Annotated in this window: 18 protein-coding genes; 12 read left to right on the top strand and 6 right to left on the bottom strand. The window is 72.2% G+C overall.

Going from position 1 to position 22132, the window contains the following annotated elements:
• Positions 1-65: 65 nt before the first annotated feature.
• On the top strand, positions 66-2642 hold the full coding sequence (locus tag AB0J42_RS11270; RefSeq protein ID WP_364291578.1) for a bifunctional FO biosynthesis protein CofGH: 2577 nt from the start codon (positions 66-68) through the stop codon (positions 2640-2642).
• Positions 2643-2703: 61 nt separating this feature from the next.
• On the top strand, positions 2704-4452 hold the full coding sequence (locus tag AB0J42_RS11265) for a substrate-binding and VWA domain-containing protein (RefSeq protein ID WP_364291575.1): 1749 nt from the start codon (positions 2704-2706) through the stop codon (positions 4450-4452).
• Between the two features lie 43 nt (positions 4453-4495).
• Here the strand turns inward: AB0J42_RS11265 and AB0J42_RS11260 are convergent, their stop codons facing one another.
• From AB0J42_RS11260 to cofD, 3 genes are all read right to left on the bottom strand, one after another.
• A complete protein-coding gene (locus AB0J42_RS11260; protein ID WP_364291572.1) occupies positions 4496-5248 on the bottom strand; it encodes a lytic polysaccharide monooxygenase in 753 nt (250 codons plus the stop codon).
• Positions 5249-5373: 125 nt separating this feature from the next.
• Positions 5374-6666 carry a coenzyme F420-0:L-glutamate ligase gene (locus AB0J42_RS11255; protein ID WP_364291569.1) on the bottom strand — a complete coding sequence of 431 codons (1293 nt, stop codon included), beginning with the start codon at positions 6664-6666 and terminating at the stop codon, positions 5374-5376.
• On the bottom strand, positions 6656-7600 hold the full coding sequence (gene cofD, locus AB0J42_RS11250; RefSeq protein WP_364291566.1) for a 2-phospho-L-lactate transferase: 945 nt from the start codon (positions 7598-7600) through the stop codon (positions 6656-6658). The genes AB0J42_RS11255 and cofD overlap by 11 nt, the downstream gene beginning before the upstream one ends.
• A gap of 148 nt (positions 7601-7748) precedes the next feature.
• Between cofD and AB0J42_RS11245 the strand changes: the two genes are divergently transcribed.
• The 4 genes from AB0J42_RS11245 to AB0J42_RS11230 all read left to right on the top strand — a co-directional run bounded on the left by AB0J42_RS11245 (position 7749) and on the right by AB0J42_RS11230 (position 15105).
• Positions 7749-9776 (top strand): hypothetical protein, encoded by a 2028-nt coding sequence (locus AB0J42_RS11245; RefSeq protein ID WP_364291563.1) that lies wholly within the window; start codon positions 7749-7751, stop codon positions 9774-9776.
• Positions 9777-10095: 319 nt separating this feature from the next.
• Positions 10096-10356: a WhiB family transcriptional regulator gene (locus AB0J42_RS11240; protein ID WP_049564653.1), complete on the top strand. Its 261-nt coding sequence runs from the start codon at positions 10096-10098 to the stop codon at positions 10354-10356.
• Positions 10357-10470: 114 nt separating this feature from the next.
• Positions 10471-13683, top strand: coding sequence for a glycosyltransferase family 2 protein (locus tag AB0J42_RS11235; RefSeq protein ID WP_364291560.1), 3213 nt, complete (start codon positions 10471-10473; stop codon positions 13681-13683).
• Positions 13684-13800: 117 nt separating this feature from the next.
• Positions 13801-15105: a DUF5719 family protein gene (locus AB0J42_RS11230; protein ID WP_364291557.1), complete on the top strand. Its 1305-nt coding sequence runs from the start codon at positions 13801-13803 to the stop codon at positions 15103-15105.
• 49 nt (positions 15106-15154) lie between these two features.
• On the opposite strand, the gene AB0J42_RS11225 is transcribed toward AB0J42_RS11230, so the two are convergent.
• Positions 15155-15583, bottom strand: coding sequence for a metallopeptidase family protein (locus tag AB0J42_RS11225; RefSeq protein WP_364291554.1), 429 nt, complete (start codon positions 15581-15583; stop codon positions 15155-15157).
• 149 nt (positions 15584-15732) lie between these two features.
• Here AB0J42_RS11225 and AB0J42_RS11220 point away from each other — a divergent pair, with 149 nt between their 5' ends.
• From AB0J42_RS11220 to AB0J42_RS11200, 5 genes are read left to right on the top strand one after another with little or no spacing between them, the layout of a single operon-like run.
• On the top strand, positions 15733-16101 hold the full coding sequence (locus tag AB0J42_RS11220; protein ID WP_364291551.1) for a DUF3499 domain-containing protein: 369 nt from the start codon (positions 15733-15735) through the stop codon (positions 16099-16101).
• Between the two features lie 41 nt (positions 16102-16142).
• Positions 16143-17486 carry a phosphomannomutase/phosphoglucomutase gene (locus tag AB0J42_RS11215; RefSeq protein WP_364291548.1) on the top strand — a complete coding sequence of 448 codons (1344 nt, stop codon included), beginning with the start codon at positions 16143-16145 and terminating at the stop codon, positions 17484-17486.
• Positions 17483-17650 (top strand): Trm112 family protein, encoded by a 168-nt coding sequence (locus tag AB0J42_RS11210; RefSeq protein ID WP_364291545.1) that lies wholly within the window; start codon positions 17483-17485, stop codon positions 17648-17650. The genes AB0J42_RS11215 and AB0J42_RS11210 overlap by 4 nt, the downstream gene beginning before the upstream one ends.
• A complete protein-coding gene (locus AB0J42_RS11205; protein WP_364291542.1) occupies positions 17647-18753 on the top strand; it encodes an SIS domain-containing protein in 1107 nt (368 codons plus the stop codon). The genes AB0J42_RS11210 and AB0J42_RS11205 overlap by 4 nt, the downstream gene beginning before the upstream one ends.
• A gap of 50 nt (positions 18754-18803) precedes the next feature.
• Positions 18804-19730, top strand: a complete 927-nt coding sequence (locus AB0J42_RS11200; RefSeq protein ID WP_364291539.1) for a cation diffusion facilitator family transporter — start codon at positions 18804-18806, stop codon at positions 19728-19730.
• A gap of 4 nt (positions 19731-19734) precedes the next feature.
• Here the strand turns inward: AB0J42_RS11200 and AB0J42_RS11195 are convergent, their stop codons facing one another.
• Positions 19735-20214 (bottom strand): GerMN domain-containing protein, encoded by a 480-nt coding sequence (locus tag AB0J42_RS11195; protein ID WP_364291536.1) that lies wholly within the window; start codon positions 20212-20214, stop codon positions 19735-19737.
• Entirely contained in the window at positions 20211-20570 is a 360-nt protein-coding gene (locus tag AB0J42_RS11190; protein ID WP_364291533.1) for a MerR family transcriptional regulator, read from the bottom strand. The genes AB0J42_RS11195 and AB0J42_RS11190 overlap by 4 nt, the downstream gene beginning before the upstream one ends.
• A 101-nt stretch (positions 20571-20671) precedes the next feature.
• On the opposite strand from AB0J42_RS11190, the gene ahcY reads away from it, so the two are divergent.
• On the top strand, positions 20672-22099 hold the full coding sequence (ahcY, locus tag AB0J42_RS11185; RefSeq protein WP_364291530.1) for an adenosylhomocysteinase: 1428 nt from the start codon (positions 20672-20674) through the stop codon (positions 22097-22099).
• Positions 22100-22132 lie beyond the last annotated feature (33 nt).

Genomic DNA, 22132 nt, shown 5'->3' with positions numbered 1-22132 from the left:
TGCTGAGAACCGCTTGACCGCACCTGGCGTCCGCTTTGCGAAGTTCCCCTGAGTAGGGTCTGCCTATGACCGTTGTCAGTGAGTCCGCCTTCCGCCGAGCTCTCGCCCGCGCCCGTGACGGCAAGGCGCTCGACCTCACCGAAGCCACCGTGCTCCTGCACGCGCGCGGCGAACAACTGGACGCCCTCCTCGGGCACGCCTCCCGGGTACGGGACGCGGGACTGGAGGCCGTCGGCCGCTCCGGGATCATCACCTACAGCCGGAAGGTGTTCATCCCGCTGACCCGGTTGTGCCGGGACCGCTGCGGCTACTGCACGTTCGCCACCGCCCCGAACAAGCTGCCCGCGGCGTTCCTGTCCCCGGACGAGGTGCTGGAGATCGCCCGCCAGGGCGCCGCGATGGGGTGCAAGGAGGCGCTGTTCACGCTCGGCGACCGGCCGGAGGACCGCTGGCGCCAGGCCCGGGAGTGGCTCGACGCGCACGGCTACGACGACACGCTCTCGTACGTGCGCGCGATGGCGATCAGGGTGCTGGAGGAGACCGGGCTGCTGCCGCACCTCAACCCGGGGGTGCTGACCTGGCGTGACCTGCAGCGGCTCAAGCCGGTGGCCCCGTCGATGGGCATGATGCTGGAGACCACGTCGCGCCGCCTGTTCGAGGAGAAGGGCCAGCCCCACTACGGGTCGCCGGACAAGGACCCGGCGGTGCGGCTGCGGGTGCTGGAGGACGCGGGGCGCAGCAACGTGCCGTTCACCACGGGCATCCTCATCGGCATCGGCGAGACGGTCGAGGACCGGGCCGAGTCGATCTTCGCGATCCGGCGGGTGGCCCGCGAGTACGGCGGCATCCAGGAAGTGATCGTGCAGAACTTCCGCGCCAAGCCCGACACGGCGATGCGCGGCCTGCCGGACGCCGACCTGGAGGAGCTGGCCGCGACCATCGCCGTGACGCGGCTCGTGCTGGGGCCGAAGGCGCGCGTCCAGGCGCCGCCGAACCTGGTCGGCGACGAGCACGCGCTGATGATCCGGGCCGGGATCGACGACTGGGGCGGCGTGTCGCCGCTGACCCCGGACCACGTGAACCCCGAGCTGCCGTGGCCGCAGATCGAGGCGCTGGCGGACCGTACCGCAGAGTCGGGGTTCCGGCTCAGGGAGCGGCTGACGATCTACCCCGAGTACGTCCGGGCGGGCGAGCCGTGGCTGGACCCGCGGGTGGCCGCGCACGTGGCCGCGCTGGCGGACCCGGAGACCGGGCTGGCCAGGGAGGGCGCGATCCCGGAGGGCCGCCCCTGGCAGGAGCCGGACGGCGGCTTCGCCCCGGGCGGGCGGGTGGACCTGCACGTCGAGGTGGACACCACGGGCCGCACCGGCGACCGGCGCGACGACTTCGACCACGTGTACGGCGACTGGGACGCGCTGCGCGACCGGCTCCCCACGGCGGGGAACACCGCCGGGACGCCCGCCGAGATCCGTCAGGCGCTGAACAAGGCCGCGAGCGACCCGGCCGGGCTCAGCGACGAGGAGGCGGTGGCGCTGCTGTCCGCCGACGGCGAGGCGCTGGACGAGCTGGCCGCCATCGCCGACGCGCTGCGCCGCGAGGCCGCGGGCGACGACGTGACGTACGTGGTCAACCGGAACATCAACTTCACCAACGTCTGCTACACCGGCTGCCGGTTCTGCGCCTTCGCCCAGCGGCGGACCGACGCCGACGCGTACACGCTGAGCCTGGAGCAGGTGGCCGACCGGGCGGAGGAGGCCTGGCAGGCGGGCGCGACCGAGGTGTGCATGCAGGGCGGCATCCACCCCGACCTGCCCGGCACCGCCTACTTCGACATCGCCAGGGCGGTCAAGGAGCGCACGCCGGACATGCACGTGCACGCGTTCTCGCCGATGGAGGTCATCAACGGCGCCAGCCGGGCGGACCTGTCGATCGAGGAGTGGCTGCACGGCGCCCGCGAGGCCGGGGTCGACTCGCTGCCCGGGACGGCCGCCGAGATCCTCGACGACGACGTCCGCTGGGTGCTCACCAAGGGCAAGCTGCCCGCCGCCGAGTGGATCGACGTCATCACCACCGCCCACCGGGTGGGCATCCCGACCACGGCCACGATGATGTACGGGCACGTGGACAACCACCTGCACTGGGTGCGGCACATCAAGCTGATCAGGCGGCTGCAGGAGGAGACGGGCGGCTTCTCCGAGTTCGTGCTGCTGCCGTTCGTGCACACCAGCGCGCCCATCTATCTGGCGGGCGTGGCCCGGCCCGGCCCCACCGCGCAGGAGAACCGCGCCGTGCACGCGCTGGCCCGGATCCTGCTGCACGGCGCGATCCGCAACATCCAGTGCTCCTGGGTCAAGCTCCAGGACGAGCTGTGCCGCCAGGTGCTCCAGGGCGGAGTGAACGACCTGGGCGGCACGCTCATGGAGGAGACGATCAGCCGGATGGCCGGCTCCGAGAACGGCTCGTACAAGACGATCAGCGAGCTGCGCGCGATGGTGGAGCCGACCGGGCGGCCGGTGCGGCAGCGCACCACCGAGTACGGGACGCCGAGCGAGGAGCGGCTGGCCGCGTCGGCGGCCAGCGACGGCGTGTGCCAGAGCGTGCGCAGGCTGCTGCCCACCCTCGATATAACCAGTTCTAGTTAGACTTGCGGGCGTCCTGAGAGGCACTGGGAGAATCGGCACCCCCTTCGGAGAGAGGTTCACCGTGCGTTTGGGCCGACACCGGGCCGCGCTGTCTCCCCAGCAGAGACGGAGCAGGGCGCTCCGGCGAGGCATGCTGGCCGGCGGCACCGTGGTCGCCGTGGTCGTGGCGTCGGTCGTCGTCTTCTTCGGCGGCGGTCCGGCGCTGTGCGCGACCCGGGAGCCTGTTCTGGTCAGCGTGGCGGCGGCGGTGGACGTCGCCCCCGCCGTCATGGAGGCGGCCGGGCGGTTCAACGAGACCAAGACCACGGCCGGCGGCCGGTGCGTGCTCGTCCAGGTGACCGAGCAGCCCCCGGCCACGGTGTTACGGACGCTCATCGGCGACAAGGTGGGCGTGCTGCGCGAACGGCCGGACGGCTGGGTGGCCGACTCGTCCGCCTGGATCCGGCTGGCGCGCAACCAGGGCGCCGAGGCGCTGCCGGGCGGAGAGACGGTGGTGGCCACCTCGCCGCTGGTGTTCGCCACCCGGTCGTCGCTGGCCGAGCGGTTCGCCATCGGCAAGACGGAGATGAACTGGCGGATGGTGTTCCCGGCCACCGCCCGCGGCCGGCTCGCGCCGACCGAGAACGAGCCCGACATCGTCCGCGTGCCCGACCCGTCGCTGGCGGGCGCCGGCATCGCCACCGTCGCCGCCGCCCGCGATGTGGTCGGTACGGGACCGGACGCGGACAAGGCGCTGACCGCGTTCGTCCGCTGGGCGCAGGCCGGGTCGGCGCCCGACTACCGGAGCATGCTGGCCGCGGTGGACGACCGCACGTTCTGGCAGCGGCCGGTGGTGATCGTGCCCGAGCAGTCGGTCTGGAGCCACAACCGCGTCCCGTCCGACGACCCCGTCGTCGCGCTGCATCCGCGTGAGGGCACGATCTCGCTCGACTACCCGTACGTGGTGACCGCCACCGACCCGAAGGTGGCCGCCGCGTCCAAGGCGTTCGCCGACTGGCTGGGCGGCGCCGAGGCCCAGGAGATCGTCCGCAGGAGCGGGTTCCGGTCGGGCGACGGCGCGCTCGGCCCGATCTCGCCCGGCCCGGAGATCCCGCAGGCGGCGCCCAAGGTGCGGCCCTCGGTGTCGCCGGAGGACATCGACGAGGCCCTGCTGGCCTGGAGCAGGCTCGCCCCGCCTACTAACATCCTGGTGCTGACCGACACCTCAAAGCACATGGCCGGGAAGCTCAACGGCACCACCAAGGTCGAGGTCGCGCTGGAGGCGGCCCGGATCGGGCTGCAGCTCTTCCCCGACTCCACGCACATGGGGCTGTGGGAGTTCGCGCACCGGCTGGGCGGCATCCACGGCTACCGCGAGCGGGTCGGCATCGGGCCGGTCGACGAGCCGGAGTCGGGCCAGGTGGTCCGGCGCGGCGAGCTGAACCGGCTCACCACCACGATCAAGGCCGACCCGCGCCGCGACAGCTCCCTCAACGACGCGATCCTCAGCGGGTTCCGCGAGGTCCGCGACGAGTACCGCGAGGACATGAACAACGTCCTCCTGGTGATCACCGCCGGGAAGGACGACGGCCGCGGCATCACGCTGCAGGGCCTGCTGCAGCGGCTGCGCGCCGAGTGGAAGCCGGACCAGCCCGTGCAGATCATCGTCATCGCCTTCGGCGACAAGGTGGACCGCGACGGCCTGGCCGCCGTCGCCGCGGCCACCAACGGGTCCCTGCACGTGGCCCGGGAGCCGGGCGAGATCATCGACGTGTTCCTCGCCGCCCTGGCGCGGCGGCTGTGCCACCCCACCTGCAAGCCGACGACATGAGGAAGGGGGCGCCCGGTGCGGGCGCCCCCTTTTTCTTGTTACGTCAGATGCGCTGCCAGAGGGCGGGGACGATCGGCGGCTCCCAGCCGGTGAGCGCGGTGTGCGCCTGGATGCAGCGGTAGGTGGCGCCGCCGTAGGTCACGGTGGAGCCGACCGCGTAGTGGGTGCCGGCCTTCCAGGTGCCGCCCGGGGCCGGGTTGGTGGGCGTCGGGCTCGGGTTGGTGGGCGTGGGGGTCGGAGTGGGGGTGGGGGTCGGGGTCGGAGTGGGGTTCGGGTTGCCGCTGCCGCCGCCGATCTGGAGGTCGAGGCAGGCGTAGAAGGCCATGGGCGTGTCGGCGATGTTCCAGATGGCCAGGACCTTCTGCTTGCCGCTGTAGCCCGCGAAGTTCACGGTGTGGTGGACCGTGGAGCCGGGCCGTCGGCCTCCGTCGTTGAAGACGGCGACGCGGTCGCTGCCGATGTAGTACTCCCAGGTGCTGGTGGCGTGGCTGGCGGTGAGCGTCCAGGTGAAGTCGACGGTGCTGCCGACCGAGGTGACCGGCCAGTTCTTGCTCTCGTCGCTGAGCTGGGCGAACCGGGGCACGCCGCCGTGGCAGTTGCGCTGGCCCTTGGGGCCCTCCACGCTCTGCGGCTCGTAGACGATGTCGCCGCAGCCGGTGACCTTGCCCTGCGCGCAGTGGGCCTGACGGCTGGGCGGCGAGCTGACGTACCCGTGGGCCAGGGCGGGGGCGGCGGAGACGACCGTGGTGGCGGAGGCGAGCGCCGCCACCGACAGGACCGTGAGCAACCTTCGCATCGAGAGGCTCCTTTACCTTGGGGGTTGGCCCAAATGTAAAGGAAAGTTTCCTAACAGTCTGCCCTTTCGTGACTTTCGATGAAAAGGTCAGTCAGAGAGAGGTACGCGCCCGCCGCCCTTCCGGATCACCGCGTCACGATGAAGTCCGCCGCGTCGCGCGGCGCCCGGTCACGCGGGGGAGCGGCGGCATGCCCGACCGCCACGCAGCCCATCGGGTCCCACGTCTCCGGCAGGTCCAGCACCTCCCGCACCACCGGGCGGCAGAACATGGTCGACGACACCCACGCCGACCCCAGCCCCTCCACGGCGAGCTGGACCAGGAAGTTCTGCACGCCCGCGCCCATCGCCACCACGAACATCTCCCGCTCGGCCGCGTTCCGCCGCTCGTCCGGGTACGTGTGCGAACCCTCCATCACCAGGCACGGCACCACCAGATAGGGGGCGTTGTAGAGCACGTCGCCGCGCCGGATGCGCTTGGCGATCGACTCCTCGCTGAACCCGTCGCCGCGCAGGTCGGCGATCCACGCCTGACGCATCGCGTCCAGCAGCCGCAGCCGCGTCTCCGCGGACTCCAGCAGCACGAACCGCCAGGGCGTCGTGTGGTGCGGCGCGGGCGCGGCGATGCCCGCCGCCACCGCCCTGCGCACCGCCTGCGGATCAACCGGCCGGTCCGAGAACTCCCTGATCGTCCGGCGGGCGAACACCACGTCGCGCGACCCGTACCGGAACATGTCCTCGTCGGCCGGCCGCACCAGCGGCCGGACCCCGGGACCGTCCTCCTCCGTCACCAGGTGGGACAGCCCGCGCACGACCGCCACCGGAATCCCGTCGAGCTTGCCCTTGACCAGCTCGGCGGCGGAGGCGATCTCGTCGGCCAGAGCCGTCACGGTGGCGTGCAGCGGGTTGCCGTGGGTGTCGGCGGCGCCGCGGAAGTCGGCCAGCGGGACCACCCCCGCCGCGCCGATCGCCACGTCGGTCAGCCCGTTCCGCCACGGCCGGCCGAACGTGTCGGAGACGATCACGCCGACCCGGCGGCCCAGCCCGGACCGGATCCGGCGCGCCGAGGCGTCCGGGTCCTCGGGGAGCAGCAGCACGGTGCCCGCGTCGGTGTTGGAGGCGTCGACCCCGGCCGCGGCCATGACGAAGCCGTGGCGGGTCTGCGTGATCACCGTGTCGCCGCGCCGGGCGACCATCCGCACGGTCTCGTCCTCGATCGCCTTGGCCCGGTCGGGGGCCTCGCGGACGCGGTCCTCCGCCTTGCTCACGATCTTGGAGGTGACCACGAGGATGTCGCCGTCGCGGATGTCGGCGCCCGCCAGCAGGGCGGCCAGGTCGTCGCCGGGACGGACCTCGCCGAGGCCGGTCACGCCGAACACCTCCACGCGCTCGGCGGCGGTACGGATCGAATCAGCGGTCATCGGCGAGCTCCAGTGCGAGGTCGAGCGCGGCGCGGGCGATCTGCGCCGTCGCGTCCTGGTCGGTCATGAGCAGGGGGCGGCTCAGCACCCGGACGCCCTCCAGGGCCACCCCGGAATCCGCCGGCGCCACCAGCCAGCCGTCGATCAGCGCCGGCCCGTACAGCTCCAGCACCGCCTGGGCGCTGGTCTCCACCCCGATCGCGCTCAGGCAGGCGTCGGCCATGCCGCGCACCGGGGCGCCGCCGATGATCGGCGAGACGCCCACCACGGTCTTCGGCTCCAGCGCCTCACGGATGCCCGGAACCTGGAGGATCGTCCCGATGCTGACCACCGGGTTGGACGGCGGCAGGAGCACCACGTCGGCGTCCGCGATCGCCTCCAGCACGCCCGGCGCCGGCTTCGCCGAGTCGACGCCGATCAGCGGGAACGACTCCGCCGGGACCGAGGCGCGCATCCGCACCCACCACTCCTGGAAGTGGACGGCGCGCCTGCCCCGCTCGTCATCGATGATCACGTGGGTCTCGCACCGGTCGTCGGTCATCGGCAGCAGCCGCACCCCCGGCTGCCAGCGGGTGCAGAGCGCCTGGGTGATCTGGGAGAGCGGATAGCCCGCCTCCAGCATCTGGGAGCGGACGATGTGGGTGGCGAAGTCGCGGTCGCCGAGCCCGAACCACTGCGGTTCGACCCCGTACGCGGCCAGTTCCTCCTTGACCACGTGCGTCTCGTCGGCCCGGCCCCAGCCCTGCTCCTCGTTGATGCCGCCGCCCAGGGTGTACATGACGGTGTCGAGATCGGGGCAGACCCGCAGGCCGAACAGCGTGATGTCGTCACCTGTGTTGCCGATCACGGTGATCTGGTCGTCGGGGGCGGTCGCGCGGAGTCCCCGCAGGAAGCGGGCGCCGCCGATACCGCCGGCGAGGGTCACGATGTGCATGCGGTCAGTCTCGCATCGAGCCTTTTCCGCCCTTCGGGCGAGCGGGGGGTGAGCGCTCATTGAGACCAAGGCGCGACCTGTGGCCGGAGCGGCCGTTGCGGCGATATGGCAAACTCCCTTCGGGCTAAAGGGTCTGTTAGGGGTACTTGTGAGCAAACTTGACGTCACCCGGCTGAGAGAGCCGGCCGCCTGGATCATGCTGGCCGCCGGGGGGCTGGACATCCTGCTCGCCCTCGGCCGGATCCTCGTCGGCTCGACCCGGGGCTTCACCATCACCGAGCGCGCGGCGTCGTACCTCGGCAGCCTCACCAGCCCCGTCGTGACCGCCCTGCTCGTCGGCGCTGTGCTGTTGCTCACCAAGACCAGCCCGCCGTCACCCAAGGCCAAGATCGTCTCGGTCGTGTCCGCGGCGTTCCTGGCGCTGGCCACCCTCTTCGGGACGCTGTCGCTGCTGTTCGGGCTCTTCGCGGACCGGGACGCGCGCGCCACGATCGAGTTCTTCCTCGGCGGCGTGCCCACGCTCGCGCTGACCGCCATCGCGCTGGTCTACCTGCTGCCGCAGGTCCTGCCCGCGCGCCGGCCCGCCGCCCCCGGCTACCCGCAGAGCTTCGCGCCGCAGCAGGGGTACGGGCCGCAGGGCTTCGGCCAGCCCGGGTACGGTCAGCAGCCGCCGCCCCAGCCCGGTTACGCCCAGCAGCCCCCCGCCCCCGGCCAGGCCCCCTACGGTCAGCAGCCGCCCTCGCAGGGGCCTGCGCCTGGGTACGGGGCGCAGCCTCCCTCGCAGGAGTACGCGCCGCAGCCGCCGTCCCAGGAGTACGCCGCTCCTCCGCAGGAGTACGCTCCCCAGCCGCCTTCTCAGGAGTACGCGCCGCAGCCCCCTTCCCAGGAGTACGCGCCGCAGCCTCCCTCCCAGGGCGGACCCGCCTTCGGGCAGCAGGCGCCCGAGGCACACCAGCAGCCCCCGGCCCCGCAGCCCGCCGCCCCCCAGCCGAGGGCCGCGCTCCCGGCCGCCCCCGCCCGCGAGGGCCAGGAGCAGGACCAGGGCTTCGCGCAGCCTCCCGCCCAGGACCCGTACGCCGCCCCCGCCCAGGCCCAGGACCAGTACGCGCCGCCCGCGCAGGCTAACGACCAGTACGCCCCGCCCACCCAGGAGCAGTACGCGCCTCCCGCGCAGAACCAGGACCCGTACGGCCAGCAGCCCGTCCAGGGGCAGGACTCCTTCGGTCAGCAGCCTCCGCAGGGTCAGGATTCGTACGGTCAGCCCATGCAGGGCGGTCAGCAGCCCGTCCCGGGTCCGGACGCGTACGGTCAGGGTCAGGACCCGTTCGGCCAGCAGCCTGTGCAGCAGCAGCCGTCCGGTCAGCAGCCGGTTCAGGGTCAGGACTCGTACGGTCAGCAGGCCCCGCAGGCGCAGGACCCGTTCGGACAGCAGCCCGCGCAGGACGTCTATGCCACGCCCGCGCAGGACCCCTACGCCCAGCAGCCCGCGTACAACTCGGGGGAGACCTCGCCGGACGCCGGGTTCCAGCCGCAGGAGTACCAGCCCGCCCCCTACGTCCCCGCGGACAGTCAGCCCGGCGTCGGTCACCAGCCCAACCCGTACGCCCCGGCGGACAGCCAGCCCAACGTGTACGGCTCGTACGGCGACGGCCAGGCGCAGGGGTTCGGGCAGTCCTACCCCTCGGGCGAGACCTCGCCGAACGTCCCGTACCCGCCGGCGGAGCAGCCCTACTACGAGCAGCAGCCGGCGTTCGGTCAGCAGCCCTCGTCGGCGGGCCAGCCGTTCACGGGGTACTCCGGTCACGACTTCGCCGCCCAGGAGCCGGACGCCCCGGTGGACCCGCGTTCGCAGCAGCTGCTCGACGCCTACCAGCAGGCGGAGTCGTACCAGTCGGGCATCGGCACCCAGCCCGACCTGCGCGTACCGGATTACACCAACCAGCCCAGACCGTACGACGACCCGTTCGGCCACCCGCAGCAGCCCCCCGCGCAGCAGCCGCAGCCGAACCCGTACCCGCAGCAGCAGCCCTACCAGCCCACCCACCAGGCGCCCGGCGGCTGGAGCGGCGAGCAGCCGCCGGCCGACTCGACGGTCAGGCTGGACCCGAACGACTACCGGGGCGACGACCCGATCGACCCGACTGCGATTTACACCCCCAACGAACCTCGCAGGTAAGAGACCCGCAAAGTACGGCTAGAGAAGAGGTGGCTGAAGGGCGGAGCTCTATCCCGCCCTGATACGGTTCCGACCGCTGCCAGCGTGAACACGCCCGTCCACGCCGGTAAGCGCAGCGGCGTAAACATGCTCGAAGCACACACGCGACGCTGGACCGGGGCGAGAGCAGGTCTTTCCCCGGATACCGGCATGCCGCTTGACGTCGCGTACGGCACACGCGTGTAATTACAACCATGTTGTTACGCCTTCCAGCGGGTGGGTACTAAGGAAGGCGTTCCATGGGGGGCTCCATTGCGGGCGGGCGGCAGGGAGGTGTGCAGTGACCGATCTGGTCATCGCACAAGATCAGCTTGACGCTGAAGAACTGGGCTGGCAGGAGCGCGCACTGTGCGCGCAGACTGATCCAGAGGCGTTCTTCCCGGAAAAGGGCGGCTCCACCCGAGAAGCCAAGAAGGTGTGCCGATCGTGCGAAGTTCGTGCCGAGTGCCTGGAATACGCGCTCGAACACGATGAGCGCTTCGGCATCTGGGGTGGGTTGTCCGAGCGGGAGCGCAGAAGGATCAAGCGCCAGGCCGTTTAGCCGATATGCGGTGCGAGGGGTCATGCGGGGTTCCCGCATGGCCCCTTTTCCATGTGGATGACCCGGTTCGCCGGTAAGGTAAGCGCGCCTGATCATCCGCCCCTTGGAGCATGATTGTCCCGTCCCTACGTCACCGTGGTCGTCGTCTCCCATGACGGCGCTCGCTGGCTCGGGGAGACCCTGAGTGGCCTGCTCGGGCAGAGTCACCGGCCGGACCGGGTCATCGGGGTCGACAACGGCAGCCGAGACGGCTCCGCCGACCTGCTCACCGACGCGCTCGGCCCCGCCGGCGTGCACCGGCTGCCCCGGTCGGCGAGCTTCGGCGAGGCCGTGACCGAGGCGCTGCGCAACGCGCCCCCCGCCGGCGAGAACGAGTGGATCTGGCTGCTGCACGACGACTGCGCCCCCGACCGGCGGGCGCTGGAGGCGCTGCTGCGCGCCGCGAGCCAGGACCGCAAAGCGGGCGTGCTGGGCCCGAAGCTGCGCGACTGGATCGACCGCCGGCGGCTGCTGGAGATCGGCGTGACCGTCGGGCTCACCGGCCGCCGCGACACCGGGCTCGAACCCCGCGAGTTCGACCAGGGCCAGCACGAAGGCACCCGCGAGACGCTGTCGGTGTCCACCGCCGGGATGCTCATCCGGCGCGACGTCTGGGAGGCGGCCGGCGGGCTCGACCCCTTCTTCCCGATCTTCCGGGACGACCTCGACCTGTGCTGGCGGGTCTGGAACACCGGCAACAAAGTGCTGCTCGTCACCGACGCGGTCGCCTGGCACGCCGAGGCGGCCGGTCGCCGGCGGCGGCGCATCACGGTCAGCGGCGACCACCCGCGCCGCCTCGACCGGCGCAACGCGATCTTCGTGGTGATGGCGAACCTGCCGTTCCCGACCATGCTGTGGGCGCTGGTCAGGAACCTCGTGGGCTCGTTCGTACGGGCGACGCTGCTCCTGGTGGGCAAGCAGCCCGCGAACGCGCTGGACGAACTGGTCGCGCTCGGGTCCATCCTGGTGCACCCCGGGCGGCTGCTGCGGGCGCGGCGGGCCAGGAGCGCGGGGCGCAGGAAAGGGTACGTCAAGGTCCGATGGCTGCTCACGCCCCGGGGCGCCGGGGTGCGGCGGGCGATCGACATGGTGCGCGGCTTCCTCAGCGGCGACCGGCCCGTCGAGTCCGCCGGGCGGCACCACCACGCCAACCCTGACGAGGACCCCGACGAGTTGCCGGAGGAGGGCCACGGCGCGGTCAGGCGCTTCCTCGGGCGGCCCGGAGTGCTGCTCGTCCTGGCACTCACGCTGGTCACGCTGGTGGCCGAGCGGTCGCTGCTCGGCGGAACCCGGTTCGGCGGCGGCGCCCTCGTCCCGGTGATCGGGGGCGCGGGCGACCTGTGGGCCTTCTACGCCGACGGCTCCACCGGCTGGACGCCGCCTTACGTCGCGGTGGTGGCGGCGCTGTCCACGCTGGCGTTCGGGCAGACGTGGCTGGTGGTGGCGGTCCTGCTGCTCGGCTCGGTCCCCCTGGCGGGCGCCGCCGCCTACCTGGCCACCCGCCGCCTGCCCACCCTCCGCTCCGCCGTTTCACGCCCTTCCGCCTCCTCTTCATCGGACGCGGACCGTCCTTCTCTCTTCGCGCCTTCTCCTGGTACGGATCGCCCTTCAGCTTCTGCCTTCACCCCTGCCTCGGCCACGGACGGCACCTCCCCCTCGGCGCGTGCGGCCATCGCGTCGGCGTTCGGCCGTTCTGCGAGGACGGGCGCGGTGGCTTCCGGCTCTTCCACGGGTGTGATCTCTTCACCGGTGGACGCAGGCTCCGAGCTCTTCGTCGCTCGTACAGACATTCCAGCGACCGAAGCCGCTGATCCGACTGGTGACCAGGTCTCCTCGCCGGATTCGAGCAGGATGGGGAGGCGGCGGGCCGGTCGGCGCGGACGGAACGCCGACCCCGCCACTGAAACCGAGGAGACCGACTCCGGCCTCGGCGGAAACCGGGCCGGGGTGGCTGTGCGGGTGTGGATCGCCGCCACGTACGCCCTGTTGCCGGTCGCGACGGGAGCTGTCGCGGCGGGGCGGCTGGGGACGGCGGTGGTGTTCGTGCTGCTGCCCGCGTACGCGGTGCTCGCCGGGCACATGCTGTTCGGCGACCCGCGCCCGGCGCGCCGCGCCGCGTGGGGTCTCGGCCTGCTGCTGGCGGTGGGGACCGCGTTCGTGCCGCTCGTCTACGCGCTGGCCGCCGTGCTGGGCGGGGCGACGGCCGGGCTGCTGCGCAAGAGGAGGCCCGGCGTCCTGACCTCCGTCGGCATCGCGCTCGGCGTGCCGGTCGCGCTGCTGCTGCCGTGGCTGGTGAGCCTGGTGCAGGACCCCGGCAGGCTCCTGCTGGAGGCGGGGCTGCACGGCCCGGCGCTGAGCGACGCCCGGCTCGCGCCGGAGTTCCTGCTGGCGCTGAACCCGGGCGGTCCCGGCGTGCCGCCGTTCTGGGTGACCGGCGGCCTGGTCGCGGCCGGGCTGGCGGCGCTGCTCGTGCGCGGACGCCGGAGGGCGGTGGCGGCGGGCTGGGCGGTGGCGCTGCTCGGCGTGCTGGTGGCGATCGTGGTCGCCCGGGTCAGCGTGTCGGGCGCGCCGGGCTGGCCGGGGGTGCCGCTGGCGCTGGCCGCCGCCGCGCTGCTCGTGGTCGCGGGCCTGAACGCCGGGAGACTCGCCGCAGCCGCGACGAAGCTCCGCCAGGCGCTGGCGCTGCTGGTCGCCGCCGTGGCGTTCGGCACGCCGGTGCTCGCCGCCGGTATCTGGATCGTCCAAGGAGTACGAGGCCCGCTCAGATCCGACGTGCCCGACCCGCTGCCCGCACTGGCGGCGGCCCACTCGGGCGGCGGCGAACGGACCCTGCTCATCAGGGGCTCGGAGTTCACCGTGCTGCCCGGCCGCGCCCCGCTCCTCGGCGAGTCAGAGCTGCCCGCCGACCCGGAGGGCAGCGCCCGCGTCCGCACCGCCGCGGAAGGTCTCGTCGGCGGCCGAGGCGGCACCGACGCCGCCACCCTCGCCGAACAGGGGATCGCCATGATCGGGGTAGCGTCCCCGGTGCCGCCCGGCGTCGCCGAGACCCTGGACTCCCAGCCGTCGTTGCAGCGCATGAGCCTGTCGGACGCCGGCGGTCTCTGGCGGGTGGTCGAACCCATCACCCCCGCCCAGCCCGGATCCAGGCACTTCCTCTACACCCCGTGGCTGTGGCTGCAGGGCGCGATGGTGCTGACCGTCCTCGTCCTCGCCTCCCCAGGCCGCCGCGACCCGGCAGAGGACCCCGAACCATCCCGCCCCTCCCCGGCCCTGGCAGGCGCCCGATGACCCCGCCACCCGGCAGCAGCCCTGGTACGGGGTCGCTTCGAAGTGCTGGCTCGTCCGTTCCTCGCAAGTCCCGATGACGGATGGGTGCGATGGGGAGCTGCGTCTGGGAGGTGCGGGGTGAGGAGGTTCGTCGGCGGCCGGTTCGGGCTGGTCACGTTGGTGGTGGCGGCGCTGGCCGGACTGTACGGGGTCGCGTACGTGACGAGGCCCGCCCCGGAACCGCACGCAGCGGCGCAGCCCAGGAAGGTGGCGGTGGAGGCGGCGACCGCGGTCTGCCCGGCCACGCGCGGCGAGGACGTGAGCGTCTACCTGCCCGGCACGCTGTCCCGGGAGCCGATGAAGGAGGGCGAACCGTACACCGTGACCGGGCCCGGCGGCCTGGAGGCCGGTTACGTCACGCGCGCCACTCGCGGGGCGGCACGCGGGCTGGCCGGGCTGCGGTGCGTCGAGCCCGCCGCCGAGAGCTGGCTGATCGGCCCCGGTCCCGCCCGCGCATCCGTCACGTTGCACCTGGTCAACGCCGACAAGGCGCCCGCCTTCGCCGACGTCGAGGTGTACGCGGCGGAGGGGCCGGTCTCCGGTGAGAAAGGGCTCGGGCTGGAGATCGCGCCCGGCGAGCACCGTGAGATCGACCTGCGCACGCTGGCCGACTCCGCCGACATCATGGCGGTGGGGGTGACCACGTTCACCGGGCGGGTGGCAGTCTCGGCCCGGGCGGTGCTGGAGACGGGCGGGGTGGACTGGCTCCCGCTGGCCACGCCACCCGCCACCGAGGTCGTGGTGCCCGCCGTCCCGGGCGGAGGCGGCAAGCGCGAGCTGCTGGTCGCGGCGCCGGGTGAGGATGACGCGACCGTGAACGTCAAGGCGGTGACGGAGGGCGCGGCGTACGCGATGCGCGGCCGGGAGTCCGTCGAGGTGCCCGCCGGGAGCGTGGTGCCGATCGACGTGACCACCGGCATCGGCGGCGAGTCGGCCGCTCTGGTGCTCACCTCGACGGCGCCGATCGTGGCGGGTGTGGTGATCACCGGTACGGGACAGCAGCCGGACGTGGCGTTCACCGCCGGTACCCCCTCGCTCGACCTGGGCAGCGCGGTGGCCGCCAACGGCCCGGGCTCCCGGCTCGTGCTGACCGCGCCGGAGGCCGAGGGGAAGGTGCGGGTGCAGGTGATGCCGGAGAGCGGCGAGGCGCCGGAGCCGGTCGAGGTGGCGGTGCCCGCGGGCCGGACCAGGAACGTGCCGCTGGAGGGCACCGGCTCGTACGCCGTGGTGGTCACTCCGGTCTCAGGCCGCGTGTACGGAGGACGAGTTACGGAGCAGAGACTCAAGAGCGGCCTCCTGATCACGGCTCAGCCTCTGGCCCCCGCCCGGCTCTGGACGGTGCTCCACCCCCTCACCGACACCCCGCGCGCCGTCCTCCCCTGACTCCACGCCGGCAGCGTGCGTCTGAAGAGAACCCGCGCTGGCCTCGGTGTCAGTGGCGGTCTTCGTAGCCCGGGTCGACGGTTTCGGGGGAGAGGCCGAGGAGGGAGGCGACCTGTTCCACCACCGTGTCGTGGACCAGGGCGCCCAGGGCGTCGCGGTCGCGGGCGCGGGCTTCCAGCGGGCGCCGGTAGAGGACGATGGAGGCGGGGTCGTGGCCGCGGGCGCTGTCGGCGCGGCCGAGCGGGATGGGGTCGGCGCCGAAGCCGGGGCCGTCGCCAAGCTCGCTGAGCGGCGGCACCTCCTCCACCGCGAACTCCACGGCCGACAGCTGCCGGTCCCACTTGGGCCGGAGCCGGTCGACCGCGTCGAGCACCAGGTCGTCGAAGCGCTCGCTGCGGGCCTTGGCCATCGGGACGTAGGAGGGGGCGAGCGGCCCGCGCAGGCCGCGGCCGTGCCTGTCGCGCCGTCGGAAAGTCACAGGGCCAAGTCTAAGGGGGTCCGCTGAAGAGCACAGGCATCGGTGCATGTGGGTGGAAAGCCTGCGACAGGTGTCCGAATTGTGGCGACACGCTCTTTAAGAGCGCTCAGATAGTGGCGTCCCGCCCCCTTACCAGATACGGTCCCTCCGTGAGCCCCGTCCGCCGCTGTTCCCGCACCGCCTGCAGTCAGCCTGCCGTCTTCACGCTCACGTACGTTTACGCCGACTCGACCGCAGTTCTCGGCCCCCTGGCGACGTACGCCGAGCCGCACTGTTACGACCTGTGTGCCGAACACGCCGAAAGGCTCACCGCCCCCAGGGGGTGGGAGGTGGTGCGCCTGCCCACCGACGGCGCCACGCCGAGCACCGACGATCTCGAGGCGCTGGCCAACGCGGTCCGCGAGGCGGGCAGGCCCAGCGGCTCCAGTGTGGGCGAGCCCGTCGGCCAGGGCGTGGAGGTCGGGCGGCGGGGGCACCTGCGGGTTCTGAGGTCCGCCCAGCAGCACCGCGACCGGTAGGCTCGGCTCTAGCCGGAGTGACGACCTAGGGGCGGAGCTGGATGGGCGACCTCGCCAAGATCTTCAAGGCTTACGACGTTCGCGGTTTGGTGCCCGACGAGTTCGACGAGCCGGTCGCCGAGGCGGTGGGGGCCGCGTTCGCCGAGGTGACGGGGGCCGCGTCCGCGGTGGTGGCCCATGACATGCGCGAGTCTTCGCCGGTGCTGGCCGACGCGTTCATCCGGGGCGCCCGTTCGCGCGGGGTGGACGTGGTCCACGCCGGGCTGGGCTCGACCGACCTGCTCTACTACGCCAGCGGCAGCCTGGGGCTGCCGGGGGTGATGTTCACCGCCAGCCACAACCCGGCCCAGTACAACGGGATGAAGATGTGCCGCGCGGGCGCGGTGCCGATCAGCGGCGACACCGGGCTGACGGAGATCCGCGACCGGGCGGCCGAGCTGATCGGCGTCCGGGGCACGCCCACCGGTTCGCTGATCGAGAAGGACCTGCTGCCCGGCTACGCCGACCATCTGCGCAAGCTGGTCGACCTGTCCGGCATCCGGCGGCTCAAGGTCGTGGTCGACGCGGGCAACGGCATGGGCGGTCACACCGTGCCGGAGGTCTTCGACGGGCTGCCGATCGACCTGACCCCGCTCTACTTCGAGCTCGACGGCTCGTTCCCCAACCACGACGCCAACCCGCTGGAGCCGGCCAACCTGGTCGACGTGCGGCGGGCGGTCGTGGAGACGGGCGCCGACATCGGGCTGGCCTTCGACGGCGACGCCGACCGGTGCTGGGTGATCGACGAGCGCGGCGAGTCCGTCTCGCCGTCCTCGATCACGGCCCTGGTGGCGGTGCGCGAGCTGGCCAAGCACCCGGGCGCGACGATCATCCACAACCTGATCACGTCGCTGAGCGTGCCGGAGATCGTCCGCGAGCACGGCGGCGAGCCGGTCCGCACCCGCGTCGGCCACTCCTTCATCAAGGCGGAGATGGCCCGCACCGGGGCGGTCTTCGGCGGCGAGCACTCCGCTCACTACTACTTCCGCGACTTCTGGTTCGCCGACTCGGGCATGCTGGCCGCGCTGCACGTGCTGGCCGCGCTCGGCGAACAGGACGAGCCGCTGTCGCGGGTGGTGTCGGCCTACTCCCGCTACCACTCCTCGGGCGAGATCAACAGCACGGTCGCCGACCAGGACGCGGCCCTGCGCCGCGTGCGCGAGGCGTTCGCCGGCCGGGGTGAGCCCGACGAGCTCGACGGGCTGACCGTGAACGGCGCCGGCTGGTGGTTCAACCTGCGCGCGTCCAACACCGAACCGCTGCTGAGGCTCAACGCGGAGGCGGCCGACCAGAGCACGATGACGGCGGTCCGGGACGAGGTTCTCGGCCTGCTGAGAGAGGTATGACAGTGAAGATCGACGACTGGCTGCTGGAGATCCTGGCATGCCCGGCGTGCAAGGCGTCCCTGCGGGTGCAGGACGACGAGCTGGCCTGCACCGGCTGCGGGCTGGTCTATCCCGTCCGTGACGACATTCCCGTCCTGCTCGTAGACGAGGCCAGGAAGCCGTGATCTGGGAGCCCGAGCGGCTCGACGATCAGCATCACCTGAGTGAGGCCGATCCCGGCGGCATGCTCCGCGCGGTCGCGGCCTCCGCCGCCCACGTGCGCACCGGCCACCGGTGCGCGGTCGAGGCCGGCGTGGACCGGCTCTCGGCGGCGATCCGGCCCCGGGCGGTCGTGGTCGCGGGCGTGGGCGGCTCCGCTCTCGCCGGTGACCTGCTGGCGGCGGTCTGCGGCCAGGGCGCTCCGATCCCCGTGGTGACGGTGCGCTCCTACCAATTGCCCGGCTGGGTGGGCGCGACCGACCTGGTGATCGCCGTGTCCTGGTCGGGCGAGACCGGTGAGACGCTCGCGATGGCGGGCGAGGCGGTGCGGCGCGGCTGCTCGCTCCTCGCGATCGGGCCCGCGGGCTCGCCGCTGGAGGCGGTGGCCGTCCAGTCGTCCTCGGTGTACGTGCCGATCCCGACGGAGGGCCGGCCCCGGGCGGACTTCTGGCTGGTGGCGACCCCGCTGGTGGTGGCCGCCGCAGCGCTGGGGCTGGGCCGGGCCGAGCCGACCGACTACGAGCGCGCCGCCAGGGTGCTGGAGGACCTCGCGCATCGCTGCCGGCCGTCCAGCGAGTCGTTCATCAACCCCGGCAAGTCGCTGGCGATGGAGCTGGCCGAGACCGTGCCGATGATCTGGGGGTCGTCTCCGCTGGCCGCCGTGGCGGCCGCGCGTCTCGCCGCCCGGCTCCACGAGAACGCCAAATATCCCGCCATGGCGGGCGAGCTGCCCGAGGCCTGCCACGACCAGCTGGCGGTGCTCGACGGGCCGCTGGCCCAGCGCGACATCTTCGCCGACACCGCCTCGCGCACGCTCCGGCTGGTGCTGCTGCGCGACCTCGAAGAGCATCCCGCCGTGACCGGCGCCCGGGAGGCCGCCGTACGGATCGCGCAGGATCGCAGCGTGCCCGTCACCGAGCTGGCGGCCGACGGCGCCCATCCGCTGGAACGGCTGGCCTCGCTGATCGGGCTGGCCGATTTCGCCGGCACCTATCTGGCGCTGGGGTATGGCGTGGATCCGACTCCGGTCGTGCCGATCACCGAGTTGAAGGCCCGGACTTCCCACTAGGATCTCATCCCGTCCGGGCGTGAATATAACCGTATGAGCGGAGACGACGGGTGAGCGCGAGCGGCGGAACCAAGGCGATTCTGGCGGCCCTGGCCGCCAACACGGCCATCGCGGTGGCCAAGTTCGTGGCGGCGGCCTTCACCGGGTCTTCGGCGATGCTGGCGGAGGGCATCCACTCCGTCGCGGACTCGGGCAACCAGGCACTGCTGCTGCTGGGCGGCAAGCGGGCGCAGCGGGCCCGGACCCGCGAGCATCCGTTCGGCTACGGGCGCGAGCGTTACTTCTACGCGTTCGTGGTGGCCGTGGTGCTGTTCGCGATCGGTGCGCTGTTCTCGCTGTACGAGGGATACCACAAGCTGACCCACGCCGAGCCGCTCACCTCGCCCGGCTGGGCGTTCGGCGTGCTGATCTTCGCGATCGGCGCGGAGGCGCTCTCGTTCCGTACGGCGATCAAGGAGGCCAACGCGGTCCGCGGCGACCAGGGCTGGATGGCGTTCATCCGCCGGTCCAAGGCGCCCGAGCTGCCCGTCATCCTCCTGGAGGACCTGGGGGCGCTGTTCGGCCTGATCTTCGCGCTGTTCGGCGTGACGATGGCCGTGGTGACGGGCAACCCCATCTGGGACGCCGTCGGCACCCTCATGATCGGCACGCTGCTCGCCATCATCTCCGTGATCCTGGCGGTGGAGACGAAGTCGCTGCTGCTCGGCGAGAGCGCCGCCCCGGAGATGGAGAAGCGCATCCGCGCCGCGCTCGACGCGACGCCGCAGGTCGACCGGGTCATCCACATGCGGACGCTGCACCTGGGCCCGGAGGAGCTGCTGGTCGCCGCGAAGATCGCGGTGACCAGCTCCGACACCGCGCCGGAGATCGCCGCGGGCATCGACGAGGCCGAGCGGCGCATCCGCGAGGCGGTGCCGATCGCCCGCGTCATCTACCTGGAACCGGACCTCGACCGGGCGCTCAGCAGCACGACCTGACCGGTCATTCGCGGCCGGTGATGCACGACGTGCCCCGGTCGGTCTGGTCGAACAGGCAGCGGCCGTTCTTGTCCAGCGTCACGACCTTCTTGACGCCGGGGAACTGCTTGAGCGTGACCTCGATCGTACGGAGGGCCCGGGCGTCGCCGCCGAGGCCCGAACCCCACACCGTGCGGCAGAAGCGGAGGGTAGCGGTGCCCTTGCGGATCCGCAGCGAGAAGTCGGCGCCGCAGTCGGAGCGGCCGCGGAGCTTGCCGGTCAGCTCGGAGTGCAGGCCGCGGCGCCGCTCGGCGGCGGTGGGGCCCTTGATCAGCTGCTCGACGGCGAAGCGGGCGACGCCGGCGTGCGGGGAGGTACGGGAGACCGGCACGACCTTGCCGGGGATGCCGTACCCCTGGGAGAAGTAGACCTTGACGGGGGCGGCCTGTGCGGGGGTGAGGGCCAGCCCCGCGGTCAGGGCGCCGGCCAGCAACAGCGGCTTCATGCTCTGTTCGACGTATCCGGGGCCGGCGGGGTTCGGAGCAGGCGCAGGGCCTTCTCCTTCTCGAAGTCCAGCGCGCGGCGCGGCACCTGGATGCGGCCGATCCGCACGCCCAGGTCGCGCACGGCCGCGGCGACCGCAGGCTCGCTGAGCGCGCGCAGCGCGAACGCCAGCTCGGCGGGCGAGACGTCGAACCGCTTCTCCAGCTCCACGCCCTGGGCGACGGCGGCCAGCTCCTCGGGGCCGAAGCGGCGGTGCGACCCCCGCCCCCGGACCGGTGGCAGCAGCCCCAGCGACTCCCGGTATCGGAGCATCCTGGGGGACATGCCGAGCCGCTTGGCCGCTTCCGTGATACGCATTCTTACATTCTTACGTCAACTTCGGGGTCCTCGGGGTGCGACCTCGGCGGAGCGACGCCTAGACTCGTCGGCGACCATACGATGACGCGAGGGGTAATCAGATGGACTTCAAGGTCGCCGACCTGTCTCTGGCCGAGTTCGGCCGCAAGGAGATCCGGCTCGCCGAGCACGAGATGCCGGGCCTCATGGCGGTGCGCGCGGAGTACGCCGACAGCAAGCCCCTGCGCGGCGCCAAGATCATGGGCTCGCTCCACATGACGATCCAGACCGCGGTCCTCATCGAGACGCTGGTCGCGCTCGGCGCCGAGGTGCGCTGGGTGAGCTGCAACATCTTCTCCACCCAGGACCACGCCGCCGCCGCGGCGGTCGTCGGCCCCGACGGCACGCCCGACGACCCCAAGGGCGTGCCCGTGTTCGCCTGGAAGGGCGAGACCCTCGAAGAGTACTGGTGGTGCACCGAGCAGGCCCTCAACTGGCCCGGCGGTGACGGCCCCAACATGATCCTCGACGACGGCGGCGACGCCACGCTCCTGGTCCACAAGGGCGCCGAGTACGAGAAGGCCGGGTTCGTGCCCGACGCCACCGCCGACGACCCCGAGGAGTGGCACGTCGTCATCGACCTGCTCAAGCGCACGGTCGGCGAAGAGAAGCGGTGGACCCGGATCGCCGAGAACATCAAGGGCGTCACCGAGGAGACCACCACCGGCGTGCACCGCCTCTACGAGATGCACCGGAACGGCCAGCTGCTGTTCCCGGCGATCAACGTCAACGACTCGGTCACCAAGTCGAAGTTCGACAACAAGTACGGCTGCCGCCACTCCGTCATCGACGGCCTCAACCGCGCCACCGACGTGCTCATCGGCGGCAAGGTCGCCGTGGTCTGCGGCTACGGCGACGTCGGCAAGGGCTGCGCCGACGCGCTGCGCGGCCAGGGCGCCCGGGTCATCGTCACCGAGATCGACCCCATCTGCGCCCTCCAGGCCGCGATGGACGGCTATCAGGTCACCACGCTGGAGGAGGTCGTCGGCATCGCCGACATCTTCGTGACCGCCACCGGCAACTTCAACATCATCACCGCCGAGCACATGGCGCAGATGAAGCACCAGGCGATCGTGTCCAACATCGGCCACTTCGACAACGAGATCGACATGGCCGGCCTGGCAAACACCCCCGGCATCGAGAAGCGCAACATCAAGCCGCAGGTCGACGAGTGGGTGTTCCCCGACGGCCACTCGATCATCGTGCTCGCCGAGGGCCGCCTGATGAACCTGGGCTGCGCCACCGGCCACCCGTCGTTCGTCATGTCGAACTCGTTCACCAACCAGGTGATCGCGCAGATCGAGCTGTTCACCAAGACGGCCGACTACCCGATCGGCGTCTACACGCTGCCCAAGCACCTCGACGAGAAGGTCGCCCGGCTGCACCTCGACGCCCTCGGCGTCAAGCTCACCGAGCTCACCAAGGAGCAGGCGGCCTACATCGGCGTCCACGTGGAGGGCCCGTACAAGTCCGACCACTACCGCTACTGATCTCCGCGTGTCCGATGCTCCGGAGGGGCGCCG

Origin of the sequence: Nonomuraea sp. NPDC049649, assembly GCF_040675175.1 — a bacterium.
Classification (GTDB): Bacteria; Actinomycetota; Actinomycetes; order Streptosporangiales; family Streptosporangiaceae; genus Nonomuraea.
Note: the sequence above shows the minus strand (reverse complement) of the source record. Positions and strands in the feature narration are given on the sequence as shown.